The sequence below is a fragment of the Roseofilum sp. genome, assembly GCF_982964205.1.
Genome location: NZ_CEZBFX010000082.1, coordinates 1 through 22,183, shown reverse-complemented (window position 1 = coordinate 22,183; position 22,183 = coordinate 1). Strand labels below are relative to the sequence as shown.

The window sequence follows — 22,183 nt, the reverse complement described above, 5'->3', positions numbered from 1 at the left end:
TAGATATAGCGTTCAGCGTTTTTCAGGACACTAGGGATGAACATCTTCGGGGTTCAAATCCCTCTCTCCGTCTGAAATAACTCTAGCAGAGAGACTATTACCCTCAGAAGGTATTCAATACCTTCAACTAGGATACATATTTCTTTAATGTTATTAGTAGTCAATTGAGACTTATCGTTGACGGGTTTATGACTACTTCCCACCTCCCATTAAATAGAGTAGGGCCATTCTCACGGATACTCCACTGCTGACCTGTTGGGAAATGAGACTAAATTGGGGATCGTCCATGAGATCGGAGCTAATTTCAACCCCTCGATTCACGGGGCCGGGATGGAGAACTTTTACACTTGGTTTACAGAGTTTGAGCCGATCGCGGGTAATGCCAAAGCGATGATGGTATTCCCTGGCACTGGGCAGTAAATGTTGAGTCATGCGCTCTTTTTGCAGGCGCAAGGTCATGACAAAATCAGCATCCTGTAGGGCGGGTTCGACTGACCAATGGATAAAGACTTTTCCAGGGCGCTCTTGGAACTGGCTAGAAGTATATTGGGCGAAGAATTGGGGTAATAATGTTGGAGGAGCGGCTAAGTGAACTTCACAGTCAGTGGCGGTTAAACTCCAGAGATTGGAACGAGCGACCCGAGAGTGAATAATGTCCCCAACAATGGCAATTTTTTTACCGGAGAGTAACTCTAAACGGGGAGATTGGGGATCGAGTAAGAAGCAAAGGGTAAAGAGATCGAGTAAGGCTTGGGAGGGGTGTTCGTGTTGACCATCTCCGGCATTGAGAACGCCAACATGGGTATCGAGGCGATCCAGTTCAGCCGCGATCGCCTGGGGAACCCCTGCTTCTTTATGGCGAATGACCATAATATCCGTTCCCATGGCTAAATAGGTTTTAGCTGTATCGAGAATGGTTTCTCCTTTGGAGAGGGAAGAGGAACCGGGAGCAAAATTGAGGGTATCAGCCGATAAGCGTTTGGCGGCTAGCTCAAAACTGCTGCGGGTGCGGGTGGACGGTTCAAAGAAGAGGTTGGTTACCACTCGTCCCTGGAGGGTGGGGAGTTTTTTGGCTTTTTTCGTTGGTCGAGAAAGGACATCAGAAAAACTGGCGGCTGTCTGTAAAACGGTATTGTAATCGTCTGGGGTAAAGTCAGCTAGCGAGAGGATATGAGGGTGGTTAAAGGTCATGGTTAGGTCATAGGTAATAGGGAAATGGCCATAGCTACTCTACAGGAAATTCGGCGGATCAAATGCAGGTTTCTATGAATGAGATGAAGAGCTACTCGAACTTATTCACGACTTCTTAATTATTATGCTCCTTCTCTTGAACCGTCTAGGAGCGATCCCCCTGAGTCTGGCGATCGCTCTCACTGTCATTGGATGCACCTCTAGCCATTCCACGGAATCCACACCTACCCCTGCACCAGTCCCCAAAATTTCCCAAAGGCTTGAACCGACTCCTGCGGTGGAGATGATCGAGATGACGATATACCAACTCGATCCCTTCTGTGAATCGTTTGTGGAGAAGTCGATCCAAGTCCCTCAGCAAAATGCTCTACAAGCAACTATCCATAACTTGATCGAACAGGGAACAACCGCCGATTTTGCGATCGCCGGCTATCGCTTGCAACCCAACCGAACAGACAATAGCCTTACGATTGATTTTCGCCTCTCTCCCCAATCTCAGCGTCTGTTTGTCTCCCTCTCCACTTGCGAAAGAATGGCTCTATTGGGCAGTTTAAAGGAAACTTTAACCCAATCTTCTAGATGGAATATTGAGGAGGTGAAATTTACAGATCGCGGTGTACCCATTGGGTTTTGATGATAAGCTTTAAAGAATAATCCATTGTTTTCAAGATTGGTATTGTGGCATATAACATTGGCTTGCTAGGCTTAGGAACCGTAGGAGCAGGAACGGTTGATATTTTACTGAACCCGGAAGGACGGCATCCCCTCTTAGGTGACCTAAACCTGTATCGGGTTGGTGTTCGAGATCTGAATAAACCCAGAGCGGTGAAACTGCCAGATGAGTTGCTCACCACCGATCTCGAAGCCATTGTCTCTGATGAAGCGGTGGATATTGTGGTGGAATTAATCGGTGGTTTAGAACCGGCGCGATCGCTCATTCTTCAGGCGATCGCCCATGGAAAGCATGTGGTGACCGCTAATAAAGCCGTGATTTCCCGATATGGTGATGAAATTTATGATGCAGCGAATGCGGCGGGCGTGTACGTGATGCTGGAAGCGGCTGTGGGCGGCGGGATTCCGGTGATTAATCCCCTGAAGCAAGCCTTGGGCGTGAACCGAATTCAATCCGTGATTGGTATTATTAATGGTACGACTAATTATATTTTGTCCCGGATGCAGCAGGAAGGATCGGACTTTGGAGAGGTTCTGGCGGATTCCCAGAGTTTAGGCTATGCGGAAGCCGATCCCACGGCGGATGTGGATGGTTGGGATGCGGCGGATAAGATTGCCATTTTAGCGGCTCTAGCCTTTAGCGGTCGAGTAAAACGGGAAGAAGTACATTGTGAAGGCATTCGTTCGATTAGTGCAGCCGATATAAGTTATGCGGAAAAACTGGGATTTCGGATTAAACTTTTGGCGATCGCCCGTCGAGATCCGTCCCCAGATGCGATCGATCATCTCCAAATTCGCGTCCATCCCACCCTCGTTCCCCTAACCCATCCCCTTGCCAGTATCAATGGCGTGTTTAACGCCATTTTAGTTGAAGGAGACCCCATCGGGCCGGTGATGTTCTACGGCCAAGGAGCAGGAGCCGGGCCAACAGCTAGCGCGGTTACATCCGATATGATTAATATTGCGGCTATCCTGAAAACGGAAACTGAACCCATTCCGCATCCTCTCCTGAGTTGCACCCATCAGCACTATTGCACCCTCACTCCAGTTGAGGAATTAGAGAGTCGCTTTTATATCCGCTTAATTGCCAAAGATCGCCCCAAAGTCATTGGTCATCTGGGTATGATTTTCGGCGAGCATGGGGTGAGTTTAGAGTCTGTGGTACAAATTGGATTCAGGGAAGATTTAGCGGAAATTGTGATTGTTACCCATGAAACCCGTGAAGGCAATTTTAGAGAAGCCTTAGCAGAAGTCGAAGATTTGGAGGAGATTGACACGGTACCGAGTGTTATTCGGGTTTTATAAGTGCTAGGGAATAGGGAATAGGGAATAGCTAGATTGAGTCTGTTGTTTACTCCCTCCATTCTCTTACTACAGCGCGAAGTGCGATATTGCCTCTATTGTTTGTGAAAATGATCGTAAATATTCTGTGCTAAATTAGGGCCGATTCCGGGGACTTGTTGGAGTTGTTTGGTGCTGGCTTGGGCGATCGCCCCGTTGTTAACGATGGAACCTATATTGGCTAAAATCTACTAATGGGTTGCAGCCTCTTTGGGTGAAAACATTTGACCATCTTCTTGCTTGTAAATTTCCTGCTCTCGCTGGATAAAAATATCAGCTAAGGCACCATAGGCTTCAGTCCAAGCTTCAAGAATTTCTGGTGTTGCAGCTTCACCCAGAACATCTTTCATTGCAGCAATCAGACATTCTCCAATAACGGGGTATGTTTCAGGCAGAATTTTAGAATTGACGTGAACATGGGCAATGCGCTCAACGGCCTTACTCAATTCATCTAATTGGTCGATGTGTTGAGCATAAGCATAAACTGATGCCGCTAATTTGCGTGCCTGCTTACGACCTGCTTCTATATCCTTCATCCAGGTGTTTTCAAAGAAACGTCTGATGTCTGGACGCTCTTCAAAGGCAATTTCGTACATTCTTTGAGTGATCTGTGTTCCATACTCCTTAACAACTGGAGTGGTGGCTTTAACGATGTCAATAGTTGTTTGTTTCATCACGTCAATCCAAATCAAGCTTTAATAATACCATTTATTGTTGATGAAAATAATCGTAAATGTTCTGTGCCAAATTGGGGCCGATTCCGAGGACTTGCTGGAGTTGTTTGGTGCTGGCTTGGGCGATCGCATCTAAAGACGGAAAATGTTTGTATAATTGCTTTTGTCGCTCATACCCTAATCCAGGGATTCCATCTAAGCGGGAACTGAGGAGGCGATCGCCCCGTTGTTGACGGTGGAAGCTTACGGCAAAGCGATGGGACTCATCTCGAACCCGACGCAGTAACTGCACACCGGGTTGATCGCGTTCGGTGGGAAGAGGAGCAGAATCGCCCGGTTGAAAGATTTCTTCCTCCTGTTTGGCTAAACTAATTACTCGCAAATCTGGTAACAATTCTAACTGAGAGAGGACAGAAATCACCGCAGATAACTGACCTTTTCCTCCATCAATGAGCAGTAAATCGGGAAAATCTGGGTTTCCTTGACGGGGAAGTTGGGTATTGTCTAGAAAGGGGCGAAATCGACGGTTAATGACTTCTGCAAGGGAGGCAAAATCATCGGAATGACCGGGTTGAACTGCTGGATTTTTGATCTTATAATGGCGATAATATTGTTTCGCTGGCATCCCATTAATAAAGACCACCTGAGACCCCACCGCATTTGACCCTTGCAGATGGGAAATATCGTAACCTTCGATGCGTCGGGGAAGTTCGGGTAAGTTGAGGATGGCGGCTAAATCAGTGAGACTTTGTTGGACGCGATCGCCAAATTTTTGCATCCGTTTTAGCTCGGCTTGGGCATTGCGATAAACTAAATCAATCAGTTCTGCCTTACTTTGCCGTTGCGGAACATGAATCGTAACCTTCTTACCTTTGTGATTGTGCAGAAATTCTAGCAGAAACTCGGCATCTTGTAAAGGGTATTGCACTAAAATTTCCGTCGGAATTTCCAGGGATTCAGCACTTTGGTAATGCTCCTCCAAAACCCGTTGCAAAATTGCCCCCGGTTCTCCAGATTGGGCAAAGAACCCCAAGCGACCTACTAATTTACCGCCCCGAATTTGGAACAACTGAATACAGCAGCGTTCTGCGTCCTGTTCCAGGGCGATCGCATCCCGTGAAACGCGATCGTCTGATAAATCGACCTTTTGACTCGCATTTAGCGCTTGCAACCCTTGAATTTGATCTCGCAATTGAGCCGCCAATTCAAAATTGAGAGCCTCTGACGCTTCCTGCATTTGCTGCCTAAATTCCTCCACCAACTCAGCCGTTCTCCCTTGAAAAATCATGGCAATTTTTTGCATCATTTGCCGATAATCTCCCACCTCAACCAATTGTTGACAAACTCCCGGACAGCGCCCTATATCATAATTAAGGCAAGTTCGGTCTTTATAAAGCGGTTTCGGTCGCTGGCGTTGGGGAAAAATTCGCTTAATTAAATCCAATGTTTGCCGCAATTGTCCCCCATCCACATAGGGGCCATAGTATTTATCTTTCGGTTTTCTGGCTTTGCGCTTGCGGGTAATAAAAATATGGGGATAGTTATCCGACCAAGTAATACAGACATAGGGATACTTTTTATCATCCTTAAGCAGAACATTAAATCGCGGTTGATGACGCTTAATCAGCGTCGATTCTAGAGCCAGCGCTTCCGCTTCTGTATCCGTAATAATCCATTCAATATCACTGATTTTCCGTACCATTAAGGCAATGCGAGCATTATGGCTGGTAAAATCGCGAAAGTAGGAGCGAACGCGGGTTCTTAATTGTTTCGATTTACCGATATATAAAATCGAGTTCCCCGCATCTTTCATTAAGTAAACCCCAGGTAGTTTGGGGATTTCTTGTAAATACTGCTGTTGGCGCTCTGGATTTTCACAGAGCAACTCTGAGTTGTTCTTATTGGTCATAATAAACTTAGGAAACACTGGGAGCCAGAAACCAGGCTTCTTACTCCTCACAACCGCTCAAACATCACCCGATAAACCGGCTCACCTTTGGCATAGGTCGCAATTTCTCGCTCCGTTTGTACGGGTAAAGGATTCTCCTCTAACCAGTCATGGGAACGGCTAAAGTCAGCGTGCTGATCGAATAAACTTCGCATCTGTAATGCCACATCTTCCACATCAGATTGCAGAAAAACCTGACCCCCAGAACTCATAAACTGAGAGAGAATATCGACCACTTCATCCTGAACCACGCGCCGTTTTTGATGTCGATGCTTAAACCAAGGATCGGGAAATTGGATGCTCGCATAATGTAGAGTATTTTCGGGTAGAGACGGGAGGATATCTTTTAGGGATATATTGACATTACAAAAAAGATAATGGAGATTCGTTAAATTCTGGCGATCGCGCCATTCATTCGCTTCTGTCACTAGAGGTTCCCGAATTTCTAGCCCTAGGAAGTTCCAGTCCCCTCTCTGTTGCGCTATTTCCCACAAAAAGCGCCCCCGTCCACAACCAATATCGAGATGGAGAGGATACTGTAAATGGGGATAAATTTCTGACCAATTGGGAATCCCGACCGGCTCTTGAAATTTGCGGCTTAATGGATTAACATGCTGACGCACACGCACTCGTGCCAAATTTTAACCCCCTTTTATTCTCTCCTAACTCCTATGCATAAGACCAAATTCTGGCCCACTCTAGGAACTTATGTAGCACTGGCGATCATAGCATTTATGATGCTCTTGCCGCTACTGTGGTTAGCCAGTACCTCCCTAAAATCAGCCGGTGAAAATATCTTTCAATTCCCGCCCCAACTGATTCCAGAACAGCCAACACTGAGCAATTTTATTGAGGTCTGGAAAACGAACCCCTTTGACCGCTACTTATTCAATAGTTTCTGGATTTCTGCTTTGACAGTGGCACTGAATTTACTCTTTTGTTCCCTGGCAGCTTATCCTTTGGCAAGACTCAATTTTCAGGGACGGCAACTGATTTTTAGCCTGATTGTGGCCACGATTTTAATTCCCTTTCAAATTGTAATGATTCCTCTCTATATTTTAATGGTACAATTGGGGTTGAGAAACACGTATTTAGGTGTGATGTTGCCGTCATTAGCTTCTGCATTCGGGATTTTCTTATTACGACAAGCGTTTCAAGGTGTACCGAAAGAATTAGAAGAAGCAGCACATATGGATGGCTGCTCAGAATGGGAAATTTGGTGGTGTGTAATGTTGCCTGCCATTCGCCCAGCTTTAGTCACTCTAGCGATTTTTGTGTTTATTGGAGCGTGGAGTGATTTTTTATGGCCTCTAATTATTTTAGACCAACCGGAAATGTTTACCCTTCCCTTGGGGGTGCAACGGTTAGCAGGAACATTTTCCCTAGATTGGCGTTTAATTGCGGCGGGATCGATGATTTCGATTTTACCAATTTTACTCCTTTTTATGTTCGTGCAACGATATATTATGTCTACGGATGCTAGCAGTGGTTTGAAAGGTTAGGTGAGCGATCTCCAAATCATCGTCGGCTGGACAGGGAAAAAGTAGAGGCGGGTTTCGCTGCGCGACATGAAACACCAATATTTTCGTCCTCACACCCAGGTTTTCCTGAACCCGTGTACTATACCTACTCTTCGAGTGATGTTAAAACACTCATTAATTGTGGGATATCCTGTTGTACTACATCCCAAACCATGCGGACATTAACCCTATTGTAATCATGAACAACAACATCGCGCATACCGGCCACTTCTTGCCATTCAATTTGTGGATAATTTTGTCTAAATTCAGCAGATAAGCGCTTGGTTGCTTCACCAATAATAGTAATACGACGAATTACCGCATCTTGCTTTTCTTCATTAGCACAAAACTCTTTAAATGTCACTCCATCTGTATAATTACAAATCTTGCGCGCAGCTTCGAGAATATCTAAAATGTACTCTTTATCTCGTTGCATAAATCACCTGAAAAGAACGTAATATATTACCAACACGAATATAATTAGGATCGTCTAAAAGAGCCGTTTTACAAACCAAATCAACTGGACGATGAAATAAATCTTCTAACTCATATTTCATGCGGACAAGTAAAAGGAGATTTTGGCGAGCAGTTTCTCCATAAGTAAATAATACATCAACATCGCTCGGATCGCTGCCAGTTTTCCGGAAATCTTCTCGCAAAATTGAGCCAAATAGAGCAAATTCGACAAGCTGCCACTTTTGACAGAATGCTTCTATGTCCTCTGGTGTCGCATTGAGACGCTGATAAATCAAGTCGAGAGATAATTGCGGTTGGGTCTGAGTTTGAGTTTCCTGTGGCCGGGTCATGATTTCTAGGTTTTAGTTTTGCATTTTTACGATTTAAGGGTTAAAATATTTATATCTAATTGGGTTGAAGTCCCATCAATTGGTTTTGGTTTTTTGTGATTTTATAAAACAGTCGTGATTGAACAGCAGTTATATCAAGACGGGATAGAAAAGGCAAATCAAAAGGATTTTGAGGGAGCGATCGCCCTTTTCAATGAAGCGATCGCCCTCAATTCAGATTGGGCAGATCCTTACTACCAAAGAGGTTTAGCCTACTTTGACTCTGGAAAAATTCACCCTGCTATCTCCGATTATAGCCAAGCTCTAGAGCGCGATCGCTACCATAGTCAAGCTTACTATGCCCGCGCCCTTGCCCGCATTAGCCTCAAAAACCTCCCCGGAACCCTGGAAGACATCAATTGGGTAATTCAGCTCAAACCTGATTTTGCTGCTGCATATCAACTGCGAGGGACGGTTGAGCGCAAACGGGGTAACCTTCAAAGTGCGATCGCCAACTTTAAACAAGCTGCCCATCTTTATTTAGACCAAAAAGACAAAGAAAACGCCAGTCGTTGTCTTGCTCTCATGCAGCAACTCAAACCCAAAGACAACTCCCCAAAACCTACCGCACCATCCCTACCTTTAGTCACCCAATCTAACTTTTATCAAAACCTAATCGACAAAGCGCAACAAGGAAAACCCCAAGAAGCCAAAGAAGAACTCAATTGGATCTTAAAAACCGATCCCAATGATGCTCGCGCCTATGGTTTTCGGGGAATTATCTATTGTCAACTGGGCGATTATAAAAGCGCTATTTCTGACTTTAATTGCGCCCTTTCGCTGAACTTTAAAGACCCGATAATTTATCGCAATCGAGGCAAAGCACGTTCCCAGATTAGCGATCATTTAGGCGCGATTGAAGACTTTAATCAAGCATTGAATACTGAGAGTAACGATCCCCTGATTTACATTGCCAGAGGAGATGCGTATCGCTTAACCAGCCACTACGCTCAAGCCATCCAAGACTATAGCGCTGCCCTCAATCTCGATCCCAATAATGGCACAGCCTATTATAGCCGAGGACTTGTCCATGTTTGCTTAGAAGAAATGGGTGAAGCTATTGCCGACTATCAACGGGCAGCCAGTAAGTTTTGCGAACAAGAAAAATGGTCAGACTATAATCAGTCCATATCTCAACTCAAGAAACTGCAAAAAGCCGTACCTCAAACCAACACGATTCAACTCGAATCTTTGCTACGTCAACGATTATTGCGTCTAGTGGGAGGACATTGGGAAATTGCCCAACGACTGATCGATCAAGCGAAGCAAGATTATCCAGGAATGGCTCAAGAATGGTATCTGGAAAAAGTGATTACAGATTTAGAGCAGAGGTAGTATTAATTAAAAATTAAAAATTAAAAATGGATCTTGGTCGTTGTTCAGCAGTAGATAGAGAAGACAAACGTGGGCCAAAAAACTGGGTTTCTAGGACAATTTTGGATAAGATCGGGGGGAAGTGACGATGAGCGATAATCCTCCTGTGGATGAGCAATTTTTGTTTATAGTTGATACTCCGATTGGCTTTCAAGTTCAAACAACAGCGAGTTACTGGGAATTGATTACTACGATTAAGCATCCGATCATGGAGGGAAGGTTAGAAGATGTGAAAGAAACATTGACTCATCCTGATGTCATTCATTTGAGTAAGAGTGATTCCCAAGTTTATTTATTTTATAGAACTGATGGGGATAGAAGATGGGTCTGTGCAGTCACTAAACGATTAAATGATAATGGATTTTTGATTACGGCTTATCGTACCAGTTCAATTAAAGAAGGAGAAAAGATATGGCCAAAGTAAAAGTTTTTCATGACACTATTGGCAATACGTTAGTGGTTTGGTTCGATGAACCAGACGATGAGTATGAAGTAGAAGAAACGGGAGATGAAGTGATTTTGATGAAGAATAGAGAGGGTCGAGTTATTGGGTTTGAAAAGTTGAACTTTGTTAGAGGTGATGCTGGTAGAACTCAAGTTAATTTTGAGGCAATTACGGTTAATTAGCTGCTGGTTTGAAAACTGCCCTCTAACCAATACCAGTTGTTTCGGCTGTCGCCTACATGAAACTTGTTAATTGATATAACACCATGAGTTTAATTATTTCTGATGAAATTGTTGCCGCTAGTGGTTGGTGAGTTGAAGAAAAAGGAGGAGAAGATGATGACACCAGTGGAATTAAGAGAAAAAGGCTATCATATTTTAGTGAGTCATTTGGGGCAGACTGATGCCATTCGCTTTTTGCAACAAATGGGATGGGGACAGGGGAACTATACTGAAGAACGGTGTGAAATTTTAGAGTCAGTTACGCGGGAGGAGTTTTTGCAGGATTTATAGAAAATCAGAAGTCTTTAGACAAGCGATCAAGAAACCGGGTTTCTACGAGAACTTGAGAGCTGATTCCTAAAGGAAATCTTCAGAAGGCTATAATCCTTATATATCAATGGTTTGAGCCTGGATTGGTCAGAATTTACTATTTTAGTGAACCTCTTGCTGTTATGCACTTTCCGCGACTTCGGGAATCAGCTCTGAGATAAGAGCGAAAAACTTGGGCAGAAACCCGGTTTCTGGGTTAAAGGGATGGAGTAAAATGGGGGTACTATCCTGAAATGCATCATGCTAACCACGGAAACTGAAATCTTAGCTATCCTTCGGAATCTACCCCAACCTGCCCTGGAAGAAGCAAAAATATTCTTAGACTTTTTAGCTTGGCGGTATCAAAACACCTCGCCCAAAGGAGCAACTTTAATCGCCAGTCTGCGGGGAAAAGCCACAGGGGAGATGACCACTGATGAGATTCTGAATTTAACGCGGGGTGAGGCATGACAAATTTCCTCGTCGATAGCAATGTGATTCTGGATGTATTAACGGAAGATCCCCATTGGTTTGACTGGTCAGCAGCGCAACTGACCGATTATGCCCAAACCGGAACACTGCATATCAACCCTATTATTTATGCAGAAGTATCCATTGGTTTTCAAGATGTAACGGAAGTGGAATCAGTATTATCTTCTCGCTTTTTTCAGAGAGACGGATTACCTTATGAGGCGGCATTTTTAGCCGGTCAAGCCTTTTTGCAATATCGTCGTAGGGGTGGGGTAAGGCGATCGCCTTTGCCGGATTTTTATATTGGCGCTCATGGGTTCGTGTGTCGGTACACCCTACTCACTCGTGATGCTACCCGTTACCAAACCTATTTCCCGGAACTTCTCCTCATCAGTCCCTAAGTTAAGCTAGGTAGGGTTTCGACAGGGAGTAAGGATTAAGGTATATTAAGAATTGTGAACTTGTTCCCCTTACTGTATAACTAGCCGTGGCTTTCCTTAATCCCCTATTGCGTCGTTATCCCTCACTCTCTGAACTGCCCACCCTCTGGGCTGATAGCATGACTATTCTATGGGGAGAATGGCTAGATTTACGGGTTAGACTTGCACCAGTGGCTGCATCCGGCTTAGTTTCTCCCTTAATCTATATTCTTGCTTTTGGTCTGGGACTTGGTTCTACCCTCGACCGAGCGATGACTCCCCCCATAGGAAATAGCTATCTAGAGTTTATTTTACCAGGGATGGTCGCCCTTTCTTCAATGACCATTAGTTTTGCCGGAACGGTATTTTCCATTTGTGGGGAACGTCTGTATACAAAAAACTTTGAGGAAATGTTGTTAATGCCGGTTCATCCGTTGGCATTATATTTGGGTAAAATGCTGGCGGGAGTGGTACGCGGGTTAATGACTTCGGGTTCTGTGATTTTAGTCGCGGTTCTATTTACGGGCAAGTTTTGGAGCTTTCTAAATCCGTTATTTTTAGTCCTGATTATCCTTAACTGTGCCGTTTTCGCTGGCTTAGGGGTATTAGTGGGATTACAGGTGAAATCGTTAGAAACTGTAGGGCTTTATAATAATTTTCTGATTATCCCCATGTCGTTTTTAGGGGGGACATTTTTCGATCCATCTACCCTGCCCACGGTTCTGAAAGGAATTGTTTATTTACTGCCTCTAACTTATACTACGTTAGGCTTACGATCGGCTGCCTATGATATCGGTCAGTTTCCCTGGTATTCTATTCCAGCATTGCTGCTTATGGCGATCGCTCTTTCCCTAGTTGGCGCTCGTCAGTTTACCACCCAACAAGACTAAACGACATAGCAGAGAAGGAGTTGATTAGGACAGTTAGGTTATGGTTTGAGGCAATAGGCAATAGGCACGAATAGCAATTGAAAATGTCGTAACTCCCCCTTTCTCTGCTATAGTACTTCCCGCTAGCGAATAGGGAATACAGTATTGTTGTAGAGTACAGTGTAACCCTAGGAAAGAGAGTCGCTCTATCCCTAAACAATATTGACAAAGCGGTTCTCGTTTAGAGTGTTAACCGTTACCTTTTCTAGGATGGCTAAAACCTGGTTATTGCTGGAAATAATCGTATTGTCACCATTTTGGGCTAGGGTGAGCTGAGTATAAGTTAAGCCTGTCGATAATCCGAGGCGATCGCCAGCGGAAAAGTCCATGATGCGATCGCCTCCTTCTCCTATTGCCAGCACAAAGAGATCGTTGCCTCTATCCCCAAATAATACATCATCCCCAACTCCTCCTAACAAGATATCATTGCCTTGACCTCCCCAAAGGCTATCATTTCCCTCCTGTCCTCGTAAATTATCATCTCCTTGATTTCCGAGTAGCCAATCGTTTCCTAAATTACCGTGAATGCAATCATCGCCCAAATCACCGAACAAGGTATCATGTCCTTCCCCCCCAGCCAGGCGATCGTTATCCTGTCCAGCATGGACAACATCATCCCCTAAACCACCATCGAGAAAGTCATTTCCCATATTCCCAGACAGAAAATCATTGCCATCATTACCTTCTACAATATCATTCCCCCTCTCTCCAAATATCACATCATTTCCTTCACCCCCGCGCACCCCATCATTTCCTTGTCCACCATGAATCCAATCATTCCCCAACCCCCCATCAACCCAATCCGTTCCTTGATTGGCACTTAACCAATCATCTCCACTTTCACCATAAATATTATCATCACCTTGCAGAGCAATAACCCAATCCTCACCCTCTCGTGCCCAGAACGTTTCGCTCTGATTATTTCCCAATAAAATATCGTTAAAACTCGTTCCTTCTCTGGTAATTCCTATCATATTCAGTGCCGGAAAAACAGGAGGAGAACTCAAGAATGGACAACTTAAGGATACTGGAGAATTAGAAGGAGGAGAAACCGGAACTTGAGGATTAGGTGAAGAAGGAACAGGAGACGGAGATGGTGATGGCACTACCGCCACATCATTATCAGTTATCGTTCCCACGCCTTGAGCATCGGCAATGGTAGCATTAGTGGTATTAGATAAGTCAACGGTGAAGGTTTCATTGCTTTCGTCTAAGCTGTCGTCGGAGATGTTAACGGTAATATTTTTACTCGTTTCTCCCGCCGCGAAGGTTAAGCTACCACTAGCGCTGGTGTAATCATTTCCAGCTATAGCCGTACCATCGCTACTGGCATAATCTACGGTAATAGTCTGGGCACTGGCTGCATCGAGGGAAACGGTGAATGTTGCTGTGCCCGCATTTTCGTTTACAGTTACGTCGGAGATCGATAAGTTAGGTTGTCCATCATTGTCGGTTATTGTCCCCACGCCTTGAGCGTCGCTGATACTGGCGTTAGTGGCGTTGGATAAGTCAACACTAAACGTTTCATTGCTTTCGTCTAAGCTATCATCGGTTAGGTTAACGGTAATAGCTTTACTCGTTTCTCCCGCTGCGAAGGTTAAGCTACCACTAGCGCTGGTGTAGTCACTTCCGGCTATAGCTGTACCATCGCTACTGGCATAGTCTACGGTAATATTTTGGCTGCTGGCTGCATCAAGGGAAACGGTAAAGGTGGCTGTGCCCGCATGTTCGTTTACGCTTACGTCGTTGATGGATAGGTTGGGAGTATTGTCATTGTCGGTAATATTCAGTGTGGTTGTATTTTGACTGCCAATGGTGGCATTGGTTAAACTCGCCACACTAAATGTAACCGTTTCATCTGCACCGGGTTCATCGATGCTATCATCATTCACCAGAATATCAACCGTCTTGCTGGTTTCTCCAGGATTAAACGTCACAGTTAGCGGGAAACTACTACTCGTATAGTCCGTTCCACCACCCGTTGCTGTTCCTCCCGTCAGGCTCACTTGTACTGTCGATGTGCTTGTCGTGTTTCCTGTGCGAGTAAGGGTGATAGCACTGCTGGTTCCCACATTTTCAGGGCTGGTGTAACTGGCGGCTGAAAATTGCACTGTGGGAGAGAGCGCAATGTTAAGAGTCGTTGTTGCTGTGGTGCTATTCAGGCTGCCGTCATTAGCTACAAACTCAATCGTTCGCGCAGTTGTATTGGGAGAGGCAGCAGTGTTATTGTATTGTACTGTGCGGAGAACCTGTTGGTAATTCGCTACCGTATCGCTACCGGAGAGAAATAGCACTCCCGTGGCTGTATCATAGCTACCGGTGAGGCTTGTGCCGGAAGTATCGAAACTCAAGACTTCATTGCCAAAATCTAGCAGGTTAGTAATCGTAACCGTAGCATTAGTGAGGTTCGCACCATCATCGGTAACCGTCAAGTTAGTGCTATCGACGATCGCCACTTCTCCCCCACCACTGATAAAGGTAGCGCTATAGTCTATACCAGAGGCTCCACCATTCAAGTCCACAACGGGCGCACTATTGATCCCATTGAATGTGACAATATTATCTGTACTCGTGCTGGCAGTATTAGGGTTTCCGGCAGTGTCGGTTGCTACTCCTGCGGCTAAAGTGGCGATCGCCGTACCATTAGCTGTCATGCCGCTTACCGCCACAGTGTAAGTGGTGCCGCTACCCGTCACCGTACCTGTAGTTGCTCCCGCTGTGCCACCGAGGGTTACATCTCCCGTGGCAAAACCCGTCACTGCTTCGCTAAACGTCACCGTGTAGTTGATGGGCGAACTGGTGGTAGGATCTCCTTGACCTACTGCCTGTTCCACCGTTACGGTGGGTGCGGTAGTGTCGATGACAAGAGCTTTGTTATCCGCCAGAGACTGTCCCCCTGGAATGGTGAGAGTTACGTTATTAGAAGTGGCATCTTGCAAACTTGCGCCACCCGCTAAGGTTAAGCCTGTGGTGTTTAAGTCAGTGCTATTTTGTCCTGTGCCAACAGTGTAGGTTCCTGATACACTGTTGCTGCTAAAAGGAGTAAGAGTGACTGTGCCGCCACTATCTAAATTTAAGGTAAGGTTGCCACCAGCAAGAGTGACGTTTTCCGAGAAGTTGACGGTAACGTTGACAGTGCCTCCGACTCCGAATGTACCATCGGTGGTGGTAGAGGTGATCGAAGTAATGGTGGGAAGTGCGTCGAAGGCTTGATCTCCGGAAGCACTTAGAGTTCCTGTTTTGCTGGCGGAAGTGAAGGTGATATCGCTCAGGTTGGGGGCGGCGATGTTGATGGTGTTGCCCGCAGTGGCTCCAGAGGCGATATCGGCGACGAGGAAGAGTGTGCCAGTGCTGCCGTTGTTGATGGTTTGGGAAAGTCCGGTGAAGGCAAGGGTGTTGCCAGAGGTAACAACGGCTTGGGTTCCTAGGGAGGTATCGCCAGCGTCGAAGGTGGTGTCGGTGGAGTAGAAGAGTTCAAAGCTGTTGGCAACAATATCAGCAGCAGCATAAATGCCACCAGTGGTAAAAGTTGCGCCGGTTAACTGGGCATTGGCAGTGGCGACGGCTAAGTCGAGTTGGTAGAGGGGATGGTTCGTTGTTCCTTGCGCGACATTAGCGGCGGTGATAGTACCAGAGGAAAGGGTGACGGCAGAGAGCGTGCCACCAGGCGAGCCAATATCGCTACCACTGTTTCCACCCGCATTAGCACTGAGATAGCCGGTTCCGAGGGGAGTGGAGCCGCCAGTGGTGCTTAAGGCCCAGTTAGAACCATCTGTATTATCTGCTGTAAGGTCAGTAAGGTAAATAGAAGCACTATTATTATCAACTGGCCAAGGAGCCGTATCGTCATAAGCAACGGTTTCAATGGCGTTAGTATGAGTGGTATGGTCGCCGCTATAGCTGGCAAAGCTATCCCAGAGACTGACGGTATCGCCACCGTTGTTGAGTGCCATATTACCCCAACTGGTTACGCCGATTAAGGTGATGCCGGTTCCCCAGGCAGCTTCAAAGTCAGAAGTACTTACGTCATCGCTGTTGAAGAGAATGGCGCTACTGCCAGCAGCAATAGAACCACTGGCGATGTTGGCGGAGCCATGAGCTGTACCATTGATATCGTCGAGGACATAGCCGGATAAATCGACGGCGCTGCTGCCGGAGTTGTAGACTTCTATCCATTCCCAGTTATCTTCTGCACTGGCAGGGTTGTACATGATCTCGGAGATAACCAGGGGAGAAACTTGGGTTTCGTAGGCTCCGATATCGACTGTGCCGTTGGAGATGCGGTCAAAGCCAGTTCCCCGTTGGTCGGTGGTAATCGTGCCGGGGACATCGGCATTGTTACCGGCATCAAGGGCGGGACTACCGGCAACGAGGGCATGGGTTAGGGTGGGGCCGCCGTTGTTGGCGAGGGTGGTGTTGATGACGGTGTTGGCGGCGACTCCGGTGATGTCTGTGCCACCGAAGCCGTTGCTTCCTGTGGTATCGCCAATGACGTTACGGTTATTGCTGATGAAGGTTCCAAATACATCTGGGTTGGAGGGTCCTGTATTGCCAGCAATGATGGTATTTGTTACATTGACCGTGCCCGTAGAGTTGTTACTAATACCACCACCAAAGCTACCGCCACTGGTAGAATTACTTGATAAAGTGCTATTTGTTATATTAACTGTGCCCGTAGAGTTGTTACTAATACCACCACCAAAGCCACCGCCACTGGTAGAATTACTTGACAAAGTGCTATTTGTTATATTAACTGTTCCCGTAGAGTTGTTGTTAATACCACCAGCATTACCAACCGTGGTAGAATTACTTGATAAGGTGCTATTTGTTATATTAACTGTGCCCGTAAAGTTGTTACTAATACCACCACCATCACCACTGCCACTGATAGAATTACTTGACAAAGTGCTATTTGTTATATTAACTGTGCCCGTAGAGTTGTTACTAATACCACCACCATCACCAGTACCAATGGTAGAATTACTTGACAAAGTGCTATTTGTTATATTAACTGTGCCCGTAGAGTTGTTACTAATACCACCACCATCACCAGCGCCAATGGTAGAATTCCTTGACAAAGTGCTATTTGTTATATTAACCGTGCCCGTTGATTCGTTAAAAATACCACCACCACGACCCATAACAGAACCATCTGCGATCGCCAACCCATCAATCGTAATCTCAGAGGCACTATTGAAATTAAACACTCTCGATGCGTTATTCCCGCTTACTGTCAGCGACGCATTTCCTGGCGCTTGAATGGTGACATCATTCCCCGCATTGCTGAAATAAGTCAGTTCGGATGCAAGGGTAATGGTATCGGGGGTAGCATTGGTGAACGTCGTGCCGGTAAACGTAATCGTATCTGCACCCGGATTAGCCGCAGCATGAATCAGGGCTTGTCGCAGGGAACCCTCGCCGCTATCGTTGGTATTGGTAACTTCCGTACTCAGAGGAGTGGCCGCTAGTTCATAAGCCAAGACTTGACTACCATTGCCAAGAAATAACTGAGACCCCCTTGCACTAGCTCCCAAGAATTGTCCCCCTAATGCGCCGCCAATATTATTGAAAAGTTGATTCGTACCAGCAGCGATGGTGTAGGTTTCCGTGGGAGTTGCGGAGATAGTGGTGGTGGGGGAGAGCATATCCCACACATGAAGCTCGCTAGTGGTTGCAGCCATCAGGAGCTTGCGCCCACCGACTTCATGGACGATCGCCTGATAAACTAAATCTGTACCGGGTACGGTAATGGCTGTGCCATTAAAGCTAACAGCCGTTGCAGCTCCCGTATCGGCATCAAAGGCAAAAATATTGTCACCTGTTGTATTACCCCCATCGCTGGCGTAAATGTAGTCGTCGCCACTGCCATGGTCGAAATAGCTAATACCACGAAACCGTCCTCCAGTTGCGACATCTTCTGCCCATTGCTGAGTTAGGCTGAAGGATGTAGGATTATTGGTTACCGACCATTTGATAATTTGGTCGCGAGTAACATCATCATTCCCATAAATCGATGTGCCATCGGTGGTAATGGACTCGGTTTGCTCCACTGTGGCTTGATAAGTGGTGAGATTACTAGCCCAGTCATTATCGATACGCCGAATCCCTTGAGTATTGTCTCCAGCGAAGAAGATATAGCTGCCGAATTCTAGGGCGCTTTTCGCTCCATCCGCACCATTGCTATAACTATTAACTACCGTACCATTGGATGCATTATATTCAACTGGCCCCCCATCAATGGCTCCAGCTAGAGGATTTCCTGCGGTGGAAAAGTTGTTGTTGAGATAGTGGTTATTATTGCCAAAAGGGGTATTGGCAGTCCATTGAGCAGTGGTATTATCAATTAAACTCATGGTTGCTTAGAGTGGAGTAGAGGGCACGGCAGGATGACACTTTGGAAAAACTAGAATAAAGCTCCATCCCAGTTTACTGGTTTTCCAGACTGGGATGGAGATATGGGGTTAACCATAGGTTCTTAGTTGCGATTACATCTAGAATTAGAGTTCAAAGCGTAACTCCAAACTCGGAGCAAATTCAGCACAAAACCTGGCAGAACTTCCTAACTCGATAACTTACTGGCATTAACAATCGCAACTAAGGCAACCCCCACATCTGCAAATACGGCTACCCAAAGATTCGCCATTCCGATCGCTCCCAAAGTAATGAAAAAGCCTTTCACTGCCAAGGCAAAAATGATATTCTGCCACACGATGCGACGGGTTTTATGAGCGACTTGGATCGCTTCTACTACTTTGGAAGGAGCATCCGTCATAATGACCACATCTGCTGTTTCAATAGCAGCATCAGAACCGAGTCCCCCCATGGCCATGCCCACATCTGCCCTCGCAATCACAGGGGCATCATTAATACCATCGCCAACAAAGACGACTTTGCTTTTCGTACGATGGGCTTGATGTAAAAATTCTTCTAAGGCGCTGACTTTATCTTCTGGCAAGAGATCAGCCCGATATTGGTTGAGTCCTAATTTCTGGGCAACGCGATCGGCAACGGGTTGGGAGTCCCCAGTGAGCATAGCCGTTTGAATCCCTTGAGCCTGTAAAGTATAAATGGTTTCGGCTGCATCCTCTTTTAACTCATCGGCAATGATGATGCGTCCGGTATACTGACCATCGACAGCTAAGTGAGCAACAGTTGCTTCGAGAGCACAAACCTGATGGGGAATATTTTCTTGATGCAAGAGGCGATCATTTCCCACTAGTACCCTCTGATTCCCCACTTTAGCGCGAATGCCATGTCCGGAAATTTCCTCATAGTCCTGCACCTTGGCCTCATCAAGAGGCTTTCCGTAAGCAGTACGGATGGATTGGGCGACGGGATGATTGGAATGAAACTCGACGGTTGCGGCTAGTTCTAACAATTGAGTTGGGGTGAGTCCATTATCAGAAATTATATCGGTGACGTTGAATGTCCCTTTTGTTAAGGTTCCTGTCTTATCAAAAACAACGGTTTTCACTTGGGTGAGTGCGTCTAAAAAAGTTGAACCTTTGACCAAAATGCCCCGCTTGGCTGCGCCTCCTACACCACCAAAGTAGCCCAAGGGAATACTAATCACTAAACCGCAGGGACAGGAAATGACCAGTAACACTAGGGCGCGATACGTCCATTCTGCGTGACTTGCACCAGTAATGAGCAAGGGCGGAATGATGGCAACTGCTAAGGAGAGAAAGACCACTACCGGAGTATAGTAGCGGGCAAAGCGGGTCATGAATTTTTCGGTATCTGCTTTTTTGCTACTGGCATTTTCTACTAGTTCTAAAATTTTAGCAATCGATGATTCATTGAAGCGCTTGGTTACCTGAAGAGTCAAAACTCCGGACTGATTAATCATGCCAGCAAGAACGGTATCTCCTTCTCGAACGCTGCGGGGAACAGATTCGCCAATGAGGGCGGAAGTATCAACTAGGGATTTGCCGGTGAGAATTTCGCCATCGAGGGGTACTTTTTCGCCAGGACGCACCAGAATGATATCCCCAATATTGACGGATTCTGGTGAGACTGGGTAAATTTGACCGTTGACTTTTAGATTGGCGCTGTCGGGTCTAACTTCTAGTAAGGCTTTGATGGAACGGCGGGAACGGCCAACGGAATATCCCTGCAAGAGTTCGCCTACCTGAAAGAAGAGCATTACGCCAACGGCTTCGGGGATTTCGTGGATGGCGACTGCGCCTAGGGTGGCAATGGTCATTAAGAAGTTTTCATCAAAGATATGTCCCTTGAGAATATTGCGCCCTGCTGCTGTCAACACACTCCAACCACTAATGAGGTAGGCGGGAAGCAATACAACATATTCGCCCAGAGAAAAAGGGGTGTTTTGTAAGGGTTTGTTGAAAATCAAGCCAATCAGAAATAGGATTGTAGCGATCGCGAAAGGAGTTAGTTCTCTTTTTAGGTTAAACTCTGCTTCTTCCTGCTGAAGAGGGCGATCGTGGCTGCAACAGCCGCAGTGAGAATGGGCTTCTGTCATAGCGTCCTGCCTTTGTGACAATGAAACATGAATATCTGAATAATAATTCATACTTTATCACGATCGCCTTCATCCCAATCTAAAATTTTTCCTTAAGATGGGTCGCCACCTTTCGACAAACTGCCGTGCTCAAGGGGTGAAAAGGAGGCTAGAAAGTATGCTATATAAGGGATATAAACTTTAACCTCTTCCAGAAAAATAAGCATTTATCGGGACTTAAACCAGAAAAATAATGAAATAAGGTTATAATAACTTGCTATTTTAGGCTTGATCTTTATTGAAGTCCCGTTAATGAGTCATGGTCTAAACTCACCTCTACGGTTAACAATTTTTAACTTTGAATTGATTTATGAACGTTTTATTTCGAGAATTTAATCCTTTTGATGTTTGGATCTGGCTGGAATTCAGCACGGTTCCCAGTGATGCGGAAAAGCTATATCTGCAAGAAGCCTTTGATGCTTGGTATTATTTAGGCAAGTTGGGTGGATTTAATGCCGAAAATCTGCAAGTGCAAGAGGAAGGCTTGGATCTCAGTTATATGACCTATGACGATCGACAAGGCGATCGCTCCTTGATGGCGTTAATGCATAACATGGGAGACTTGGAATATCAGGGAAATTGGGGACGCTGTTGGTTTGATCTGGGGACCAGTGATGCTCTGGCTTTAGATGTCCTGATTAACGCCTTGCAGCAACTCAGCCAGGAATATGTAGCGATTGAAACTCTAATTATGGGTGGCGTTAACGCGGATTGGCCGGTTCCGGAAACCCAAGATACGTTTGTGCAATATTAGTGTAGCGGCAATCATGTCTAAGAAGAAACCCAAAATTCGGGTTATTGCCCTCGGATTGATTAGAGATGGCGATCGCCTATTCCTCTCTGAAGGCTACGATCGGGATAAAGACCAAACCTTCTATCGTGCCTTAGGAGGTGGTGTTGAGTTTGGCGAAACCTCCCGCGAAACACTTCAACGGGAATTTCAGGAAGAATTAAACGCCGAACTAACCCACATTGAATATCTAGGCTGTATAGAAAGCCTATTTACTTATCAGAGTCAACCCAGACACGAAATTCTCCAACTCTATCGTGCCCAATTTGTAGACCCCAGGTTTTATCAGAAAAATCGTTTTACGTTCCACGAACAAAAGCGCAGCAAAACCGCCTTATGGGTCAATCTTAATGCCTGTAAATCTGGAGAAGTGCGAGTGGTTCCCCCAGAATTTTTAGGGTATCTGTAGTCATATCAAGTTCGGTTAATTGGCTATGATGTAATGCTTAAGGTAGATTGACATCCTCCCCGGTCTAAAGACACGGGGATTCCTAAACCTCACAATTTAGG

The 22,183-nt window shown here is 45.8% G+C and carries 21 protein-coding genes; 12 read left to right on the top strand and 9 right to left on the bottom strand.

All coding sequences use genetic code 11. From position 1 onward, the window contains the following. Positions 1-192: 192 nt before the first annotated feature. On the bottom strand, positions 193-1,191 hold the full coding sequence (locus AC3A14_RS17635) for an aspartate carbamoyltransferase catalytic subunit (RefSeq protein WP_318699677.1): 999 nt from the start codon (positions 1,189-1,191) through the stop codon (positions 193-195). Positions 1,192-1,315: 124 nt separating this feature from the next. Between AC3A14_RS17635 and AC3A14_RS17630 the strand changes: the two genes are divergently transcribed. Both AC3A14_RS17630 and AC3A14_RS17625 read left to right on the top strand, forming a co-directional pair. Next, complete coding sequence (locus AC3A14_RS17630) at positions 1,316-1,825, top strand: hypothetical protein (RefSeq protein ID WP_318699676.1); 510 nt, start codon at positions 1,316-1,318, stop codon at positions 1,823-1,825. 44 nt (positions 1,826-1,869) lie between these two features. Then, positions 1,870-3,168, top strand: a complete 1,299-nt coding sequence (locus AC3A14_RS17625; RefSeq protein WP_318733422.1) for a homoserine dehydrogenase — start codon at positions 1,870-1,872, stop codon at positions 3,166-3,168. Between the two features lie 92 nt (positions 3,169-3,260). Here the strand turns inward: AC3A14_RS17625 and AC3A14_RS17620 are convergent, their stop codons facing one another. From AC3A14_RS17620 to trmB, 4 genes are read right to left on the bottom strand one after another with little or no spacing between them, the layout of a single operon-like run. Further along, positions 3,261-3,392, bottom strand: a complete 132-nt coding sequence (locus AC3A14_RS17620) for a helix-hairpin-helix domain-containing protein (protein ID WP_413039181.1) — start codon at positions 3,390-3,392, stop codon at positions 3,261-3,263. Positions 3,393-3,395: 3 nt separating this feature from the next. Next, entirely contained in the window at positions 3,396-3,881 is a 486-nt protein-coding gene (locus tag AC3A14_RS17615; RefSeq protein WP_413039180.1) for a globin domain-containing protein, read from the bottom strand. Between the two features lie 31 nt (positions 3,882-3,912). Beyond that, positions 3,913-5,787, bottom strand: coding sequence for an excinuclease ABC subunit UvrC (gene uvrC / locus AC3A14_RS17610; protein WP_318733424.1), 1,875 nt, complete (start codon positions 5,785-5,787; stop codon positions 3,913-3,915). Positions 5,788-5,834: 47 nt separating this feature from the next. Next, positions 5,835-6,464: a tRNA (guanosine(46)-N7)-methyltransferase TrmB gene (gene trmB, locus AC3A14_RS17605; protein ID WP_413039235.1), complete on the bottom strand. Its 630-nt coding sequence runs from the start codon at positions 6,462-6,464 to the stop codon at positions 5,835-5,837. A gap of 33 nt (positions 6,465-6,497) precedes the next feature. Between trmB and AC3A14_RS17600 the strand changes: the two genes are divergently transcribed. Beyond that, positions 6,498-7,328 (top strand): carbohydrate ABC transporter permease, encoded by an 831-nt coding sequence (locus AC3A14_RS17600; protein ID WP_318733426.1) that lies wholly within the window; start codon positions 6,498-6,500, stop codon positions 7,326-7,328. Positions 7,329-7,452: 124 nt separating this feature from the next. On the opposite strand, the gene AC3A14_RS17595 is transcribed toward AC3A14_RS17600, so the two are convergent. Together AC3A14_RS17595 and AC3A14_RS17590 are read right to left on the bottom strand one after the other, a co-directional pair. Next, positions 7,453-7,782, bottom strand: a complete 330-nt coding sequence (locus AC3A14_RS17595; RefSeq protein ID WP_318733428.1) for a HepT-like ribonuclease domain-containing protein — start codon at positions 7,780-7,782, stop codon at positions 7,453-7,455. Next, positions 7,769-8,152, bottom strand: a complete 384-nt coding sequence (locus AC3A14_RS17590) for a nucleotidyltransferase family protein (protein ID WP_318699671.1) — start codon at positions 8,150-8,152, stop codon at positions 7,769-7,771. Before AC3A14_RS17590 ends, AC3A14_RS17595 begins: the two co-directional genes overlap by 14 nt. A 114-nt stretch (positions 8,153-8,266) precedes the next feature. Between AC3A14_RS17590 and AC3A14_RS17585 the strand changes: the two genes are divergently transcribed. The 7 genes from AC3A14_RS17585 (at position 8,267) to AC3A14_RS17555 (ending at position 12,320) form a co-directional block, all read left to right on the top strand. Next, the gene (locus AC3A14_RS17585; RefSeq protein WP_318733430.1) at positions 8,267-9,526 is read left to right on the top strand and encodes a tetratricopeptide repeat protein; all 1,260 of its coding nucleotides are present in this window, start codon (positions 8,267-8,269) and stop codon (positions 9,524-9,526) included. A gap of 127 nt (positions 9,527-9,653) precedes the next feature. Beyond that, a complete protein-coding gene (locus tag AC3A14_RS17580; protein ID WP_318699669.1) occupies positions 9,654-9,989 on the top strand; it encodes a DUF4258 domain-containing protein in 336 nt (111 codons plus the stop codon). Beyond that, complete coding sequence (locus tag AC3A14_RS17575; RefSeq protein ID WP_318733431.1) at positions 9,977-10,192, top strand: DUF2283 domain-containing protein; 216 nt, start codon at positions 9,977-9,979, stop codon at positions 10,190-10,192. The genes AC3A14_RS17580 and AC3A14_RS17575 overlap by 13 nt, the downstream gene beginning before the upstream one ends. Before the next feature lie 153 nt (positions 10,193-10,345). Next, on the top strand, positions 10,346-10,522 hold the full coding sequence (locus AC3A14_RS17570; RefSeq protein ID WP_487779084.1) for a hypothetical protein: 177 nt from the start codon (positions 10,346-10,348) through the stop codon (positions 10,520-10,522). Positions 10,523-10,801: 279 nt separating this feature from the next. Further along, on the top strand, positions 10,802-11,011 hold the full coding sequence (locus tag AC3A14_RS17565; RefSeq protein WP_318733433.1) for a hypothetical protein: 210 nt from the start codon (positions 10,802-10,804) through the stop codon (positions 11,009-11,011). Continuing rightward, on the top strand, positions 11,008-11,412 hold the full coding sequence (locus tag AC3A14_RS17560; protein ID WP_318699665.1) for a type II toxin-antitoxin system VapC family toxin: 405 nt from the start codon (positions 11,008-11,010) through the stop codon (positions 11,410-11,412). The genes AC3A14_RS17565 and AC3A14_RS17560 overlap by 4 nt, the downstream gene beginning before the upstream one ends. A 158-nt stretch (positions 11,413-11,570) precedes the next feature. Next, on the top strand, positions 11,571-12,320 hold the full coding sequence (locus AC3A14_RS17555) for an ABC transporter permease (protein ID WP_413039176.1): 750 nt from the start codon (positions 11,571-11,573) through the stop codon (positions 12,318-12,320). 191 nt (positions 12,321-12,511) lie between these two features. Here the strand turns inward: AC3A14_RS17555 and AC3A14_RS17550 are convergent, their stop codons facing one another. Both AC3A14_RS17550 and AC3A14_RS17545 read right to left on the bottom strand, forming a co-directional pair. Then, positions 12,512-18,712, bottom strand: a complete 6,201-nt coding sequence (locus AC3A14_RS17550) for a Calx-beta domain-containing protein (RefSeq protein ID WP_318733435.1) — start codon at positions 18,710-18,712, stop codon at positions 12,512-12,514. Between the two features lie 206 nt (positions 18,713-18,918). Beyond that, the gene (locus AC3A14_RS17545) at positions 18,919-20,844 is read right to left on the bottom strand and encodes a heavy metal translocating P-type ATPase (protein ID WP_318718977.1); all 1,926 of its coding nucleotides are present in this window, start codon (positions 20,842-20,844) and stop codon (positions 18,919-18,921) included. Between the two features lie 349 nt (positions 20,845-21,193). Here AC3A14_RS17545 and AC3A14_RS17540 point away from each other — a divergent pair, with 349 nt between their 5' ends. Both AC3A14_RS17540 and AC3A14_RS17535 read left to right on the top strand, forming a co-directional pair. Continuing rightward, on the top strand, positions 21,194-21,637 hold the full coding sequence (locus AC3A14_RS17540) for a DUF3531 family protein (protein WP_318733436.1): 444 nt from the start codon (positions 21,194-21,196) through the stop codon (positions 21,635-21,637). A 13-nt stretch (positions 21,638-21,650) separates the two neighbouring features. Beyond that, positions 21,651-22,082, top strand: a complete 432-nt coding sequence (locus AC3A14_RS17535; protein ID WP_318733438.1) for an NUDIX hydrolase — start codon at positions 21,651-21,653, stop codon at positions 22,080-22,082. Positions 22,083-22,183 lie beyond the last annotated feature (101 nt).